Here is a 5,730-nt window from a genome sequence, read left to right on the forward strand (position 1 = left end):
TTACTTCTACTCACTCACTCGCATTGGGAAACACCGTCATATCAGATAATCACTGATAAACCCCCGGAACCTGATAAACCACGCCATAAGATTCAATCAGTTTCTGCAGCTCACCATTTTGCATTTTCACGACCAGGGCATCTTCAAGGGCATAGGCCAGTTGGCGGTAATCACCCTGAACGGCCATGCCTATCTCCCATTGCTGTTTACCTAGCATGGGAAACCCATTTTCGGCCAACTCACTCTTACCATTGCCATTCGCGTTGAGCCACTGGACTTGGGAGCGCATACCCATCACCGCATCAACTTCCCCTTTTAGCATTGCATCATAGGCATCTGCAATGGCATGGAATGAGTGGGTATTGCCTCGCATCCTGCCGGCAAATGCAGTAGTGAGATAGAACTGGGGGACAGTATCTACCTCGACGCCTATTGGGTGGTACTGAAACACCGCCATGGTGGGGACAGCTTCCAGTTTTACCGGGTTGTAGGCAATTTGCCATCGCTCCACTTGGTACGGCGCAAACATGTGTACGCGCTCATGCACAAGCAGACCAACATCATCCCTCAACTGGGAATACTCTCTGTCATAAGGGATACGCAACATGACATCAGCCTTTACCCGCTTACCGTCTTCACTGGTTAGGTTCATCCCCTTCCAGAGGTGGTTACGCATATCATCTTCAACATTTTCATCCGGCGTTACCCAATGCAATTTGAGTTGAACCCCCAAACCTTCGGCAAGAAACTTCGCGATGCCGATATCGATACCATCGGGTTTGTTTTCCCCATCTACAAATGAGTAAGGAGGAAAATCAGCATAGACGGCAACGGTAATCTCTCCGCTTTCTATGATGTCATCAAAGGAGCGTCCGGCCGCAGAAAAAGGAATAGTTCCGGTTAGGACAATTAACAAACCGGCCAATCCTGTTCGGATAAGCCGGTTATTCAGCGCCTTCAAGCGTACTGCCATATCACCTCCACCAACGGGTGAATTAACTCTCAGGAGCCACAGACTCCAGCCACGTACGGATAGCCCAAAGTGCTTCCTGGCTCAGGTGCTCGGACATTTTCGGCATATAGACTGCGCCATTACGGACAGCGCCATTCTGCACCCGGTATACATACCACTCATCACCATCATAATCGGCTGGCAGTACACGTAAATCCGGTGCAATACCGCCAGAAATACCTTCAAGCCCGTGGCAACGCGCACAATTCTGGTTGTAGGCTGATGCCCCGATGCGTACGATTTCATCACGTGTATCCCCTGCCAGTTCGCGGTATGGGTTGGTTTCAGCCCACTCTTCTCCCAACTGGGGGATACCAGATGTATCAATTGACTGTGGCGTTACGTCGCCGTGAGCCCAGACATGGCTCGCTACCACAGCGCTTCCTGCCAAACCCAATGCCAGATACTTAATCTTTCCGGTCGCTATCCCTTTCATCAGATATCTCTCACTCAATAATCAAGCCCAGTATTGCCAACCTGCAAAACTCTTATGTGTGTATTTTGAGTCTAGGGAGAACCGTGATGAGACAAAATGCTACATAAGCGGGTGAATGACTCATTCTTTAGGATGAATTCGACGATATGACATTTCGACAAATTTCATTCCCTGTTAAAAAAGAAACAAGCAGTTATCTGTCTAGGGGAGGTCACAATGGCAAGGAAGGGAGTCTGGAAATTTTTGATGAGGAAGGTAGGCGGGGCAGTTCGAGCATTGGCTTTACTTCTCCTTGCCCTTTCAATTCCGTCATTTGCAACCGCAGCGAAAAAAACACCACTGGTACTAAAATTTGGGCTGCTTCACCAACTGAAGGAGCCTGTGACCTCACTCCCCCATTATCTTCTCCCCCCAGAAAACGAAGGTGAGGCAGGTGCGGAGTTGGCACTGCGTGACAGCAATGGTTCCGGGAAATTCCTTGGCCACAAATACGAACTCGAAACATTATCTGATTATTCCTCGGATCGCTTGGTTGAGGGTGCAAAGGAACTGCATGAACAAGGGATCCGGATAATTCTGACCAACGCTGACACATCAACATTGCAGCAAATCAGGCAAACACTTGGGAATGAGGCCATTATCGTTAACTACGGCAACCCGGATGACCGGTTACGCCGCACCATATGCGTGGACAAGACCCTTCACACCTATCCCAGCCGCTCCATGCAGACCGATGCCCTGGCGCAATGGATGCTTTACCGCAGATTGGGAAAAACACTGCTCCTCACCGGGCGTCACGATGCTGACAGGGAGTATGCCTCCCAGGCAAAACTCAGCATGAAAAAATTCGGTCTCAAACTTTTGGAAGAAAAATCATGGACCTTTGATACAGATCTCCGCCGCACTGCAGGCGCCGAGCTTCCCTTGTTTACCCAAGCCGGAGACTACGATGTGGTCTGGATTGCAGACGAATCCCAGGAATTTGGCCCGTATGTTCCTTATAACACCTGGCTGCCACGGCCAGCCATTGGTACTCAGGGGCTTCGCAGTACCGGCTGGGCTGTCCCCATAGAACAGTGGGCAGCCATTCAGCTTCAAAACCGTTTTAGGGAACGGTTTGAACGTTACATGAACAGCAAGGACTATGCGGCCTGGGTTGGGCTTCGGATGTTTGCAGAAGTAATGACAAAACTAAACAGCAACGAACCCAATGCCCTTTATAACCACCTAATTTCACCGGACTTTGAGCTTGCTGCCTACAAAGGCCGAAAGCTGAGCCTTCGCCCATGGAATGGCCAGCTCCGCCAGCCCATGCCCATTCATTCAGCCGATGCACTGGTGGCAACTGCTCCGTTTGAGGGTTTTATCCATCCAACCAATGAACTCGACACACTGGGTGCCGACAGACAGGACAGTCAGTGCAAACTCAAGATCTGAAGGGAGTGATAACAATGAGATTTTTACCCATTGTGATAGCAGCATCGTTGCTTTCCACCACCTCAATGGCTGAAGAAGTCGCCTATATATCCAATGAAAAAGATGACACCATCAGTGTTATCAGCATGGACAACCTGGAAGTCATCAACACCATTGATGTCGGAGATCGGCCCAGGGGTATTTTGCTGAGTAAAGACGGTAAATCACTGTACATCTGCGCCAGCGATGATGACACGGTACAAATCCTCGATCTTGCTACCGGCAAGATTACTGGCGAGCTTCCTTCCGGCGAAGATCCAGAGCAGTTCGCGCTGCACCCTAACGGTAAGATTCTTTATGCCGCCAATGAAGATGATGCCTTGCTGACGGTAATCGACATTCCCAACGCCTCTGTTATTGCCCAGATTGATGTTGGCGTTGAGCCAGAGGGCGTAGCAGTCAGCCCGGATGGCAAAATTGCCATTGTGACCTCAGAAACATCAAACATGGCACACTGGGTTGATACTGAATCCAATGAAATTTTCCACAACACTCTGGTTGACGCCCGGCCAAGGCACGCAGAGTTTAACAAATCAGGGGATCGTCTCTGGGTGAGCTCTGAAATTGGCGGGACAGTGAAGGTATTGGATACGTCCAACCAGGAAGAATTAGCCACCATCAATTTCGCCCTCAAAGGCATCCACAAAGACCGGGTCCAACCTGTAGGGGTAAAACTGACAGATGATGGCAAATACGCTTTTGTTGCTCTTGGCCCGGCAAACCATATCGCAGTGGTGGACCAGAAGACATATGAGGTGCTTGATTACCTGCTGGTAGGCCGTCGCGTATGGCACCTTGCCCTTAACGAGGATCAGAGTCAGTTGCTGACAACTAATGGAGTCAGCAGCGATGTTTCCGTCGTGGATGTAGACAAACTTAAGGTTATTAAAACCATCAAAGTCGGACGTTACCCTTGGGGAGCAGTCATCCTGAACCAGTAAACCCACACTGGAGTGCCGATGTACATTGAGGTTCAAAACCTGACATTTCGATATGGTAACAGGCTGGCGCTGGATCAGCTTTCGTTCACCCTTGAGCCCGGGCTCAACATTTTGCTTGGGCCAAATGGCGCGGGGAAAAGCACGCTATTCGCCCTTTTAACCCAACTTTATGCACTCCAGGATGGTGATGTTTTAATCAACAATAAGCCTCTGAGCAGGGCAAAACGCGCCTACCTGAAACAGTTGGGTGTTGTCTTTCAGCAATCTACCTTGGACCTGGATCTGTCTATTGAACAGAACCTTTGCTACTACGCGGCTCTGCATGGCATAAGCGGTAAGGAATGTCTCTCCCGAGCCGTTCCACTTCTTGAGCATTTCGCCCTTCAGGACCGGCTAAAAGACAAAGTCCGGACGCTGAATGGCGGACACCGGCGCCGTGTTGAGATTGTCAGGGCACTGATGCACTCCCCTTCTTTTTTGTTACTGGACGAACCGAGTGCCGGGCTCGACCCTGCTACACGAGCGCGTCTCAGTGAAGCAGTGCGGGAAATATGCAGGCAAAGGCCACTTTGCGTATTGTGGGCAACGCATATTATTGAAGAGGTATCCAGTGATGACAATGTGCTCATCTTGCACCAGGGAAAGCTTCGTGATGCAGGAAAAGCTCAAATACTGAGCCAAAAATATAACGGGGCTCAGCTTAGTGACATATTCAGCCACCTGACTGCCGCAGGGGAAAATGATGTATTGGTTCGCGTTTAAGGGAATTTGCCAGCGAGAGTTTTTACGTTTTCTGTCTCAACGGTCCCGCTTTCTCAGCAGCCTCGTGCGGCCGCTTCTTTGGCTCGTCGTTTTTGCAGCCGGGTTCAGGGCTGCTCTCGGTATTTCCATCATCGAGCCCTACGCTACCTACATCAATTACGAGGAGTACATACTACCCGGCCTTTGCGCAATGATACTGCTGTTCAATGGTATGCAAAGCTCACTGTCTATCGTCTACGATCGCGAAATGGGAAGTATGAAACTGCTGTTGACCAGCCCACTTCCCCGCCCTTTTCTCTTAATCAGCAAGATCGTTGCTACAGCATTGGTCTCGATTCTTCAAGTCGCGGCATTTCTCATTATTGCGTGGTTTTATGGACTTCAACTTGACTGGCTAGGCTATTTAAGCGGAATTCCTGCGCTTTTCGTCACTGCAACGATGTTGAATGCTATGGGAATTGTAATCGCCTCTAATATCAGGCAATTAGAAAACTTTGCCGGGGTGATGAACTTTGTAATATTCCCTATGTTTTTTATGTCTTCTGCACTTTACCCTCTATGGAAAATGCAGGAAGCAAGTGAATGGTTATTCGAAATATGTAAATATAACCCTTTCACTTTTGGAGTGGAGTTAATTCGCTATGCTTTATACTTGAAAATTAATATATTAGCAGTCACTGTAGTCATATCAGCCACAATTATTTTCTCAATAATTTCCCTTATTTGTCTTAAACCTGAGAAGCACTGGAAATAAGTTATACAATCTCACCACCGAAACCCAAATATTCTCATTAAATTCAATACATTAAAAAATGTAATGCATTTCATTTCAGTAAATTAGCAATTTGAAATTATTGAACCAAGATCACTTCACGGTATTTTCCTACTCAGTTGTTTTATTTGAACTTTTACGAAATCCATCTTGTTTTTCGGACATTTTGTTGCATGCCGGAGCACTGCAATATCATTTGTACGTTTTATTGACGACTATATTCTTAGTGTTTAGCATTGATTTAATCATGGGATAAAAATATCAAAACATAACGCTCAAAAGCGAAATATTTGTCCAAATAACTTTACTGAATTGTACGGGGCGTAGAAGC

At 47.9% G+C, this 5,730-nt stretch carries 6 protein-coding genes; 4 read left to right on the forward strand and 2 right to left on the reverse strand.

Annotation, left to right across the window (positions count from 1 at the left end; translation table 11 throughout):
• Positions 1–49: 49 nt before the first annotated feature.
• Complete coding sequence (locus NF212_RS14060) at positions 50–973, reverse strand: substrate-binding periplasmic protein (RefSeq protein WP_434356656.1); 924 nt, start codon at positions 971–973, stop codon at positions 50–52.
• A gap of 22 nt (positions 974–995) precedes the next feature.
• Positions 996–1,448, reverse strand: a complete 453-nt coding sequence (pedF, locus tag NF212_RS14065; RefSeq protein ID WP_434356658.1) for a cytochrome c-550 PedF — start codon at positions 1,446–1,448, stop codon at positions 996–998.
• A 216-nt stretch (positions 1,449–1,664) separates the two neighbouring features.
• Here pedF and NF212_RS14070 point away from each other — a divergent pair, with 216 nt between their 5' ends.
• The 4 genes from NF212_RS14070 to NF212_RS14085 are packed head-to-tail and all read left to right on the forward strand — an operon-like array spanning position 1,665 to position 5,381.
• Positions 1,665–2,885, forward strand: a complete 1,221-nt coding sequence (locus tag NF212_RS14070; protein ID WP_434356660.1) for an ABC transporter substrate-binding protein — start codon at positions 1,665–1,667, stop codon at positions 2,883–2,885.
• 14 nt (positions 2,886–2,899) lie between these two features.
• Complete coding sequence (locus tag NF212_RS14075; RefSeq protein ID WP_434356662.1) at positions 2,900–3,865, forward strand: YVTN family beta-propeller repeat protein; 966 nt, start codon at positions 2,900–2,902, stop codon at positions 3,863–3,865.
• An 18-nt stretch (positions 3,866–3,883) separates the two neighbouring features.
• Positions 3,884–4,627, forward strand: coding sequence for an ABC transporter ATP-binding protein (locus tag NF212_RS14080; RefSeq protein ID WP_434356664.1), 744 nt, complete (start codon positions 3,884–3,886; stop codon positions 4,625–4,627).
• On the forward strand, positions 4,605–5,381 hold the full coding sequence (locus NF212_RS14085; protein WP_434356666.1) for an ABC transporter permease: 777 nt from the start codon (positions 4,605–4,607) through the stop codon (positions 5,379–5,381). The genes NF212_RS14080 and NF212_RS14085 overlap by 23 nt, the downstream gene beginning before the upstream one ends.
• Positions 5,382–5,730: the final 349 nt, after the last annotated feature.

The organism is Parasalinivibrio latis (assembly GCF_036825535.1).
GTDB classification, from domain to species: domain Bacteria; phylum Pseudomonadota; class Gammaproteobacteria; order Enterobacterales; family Vibrionaceae; genus Parasalinivibrio; species Parasalinivibrio latis.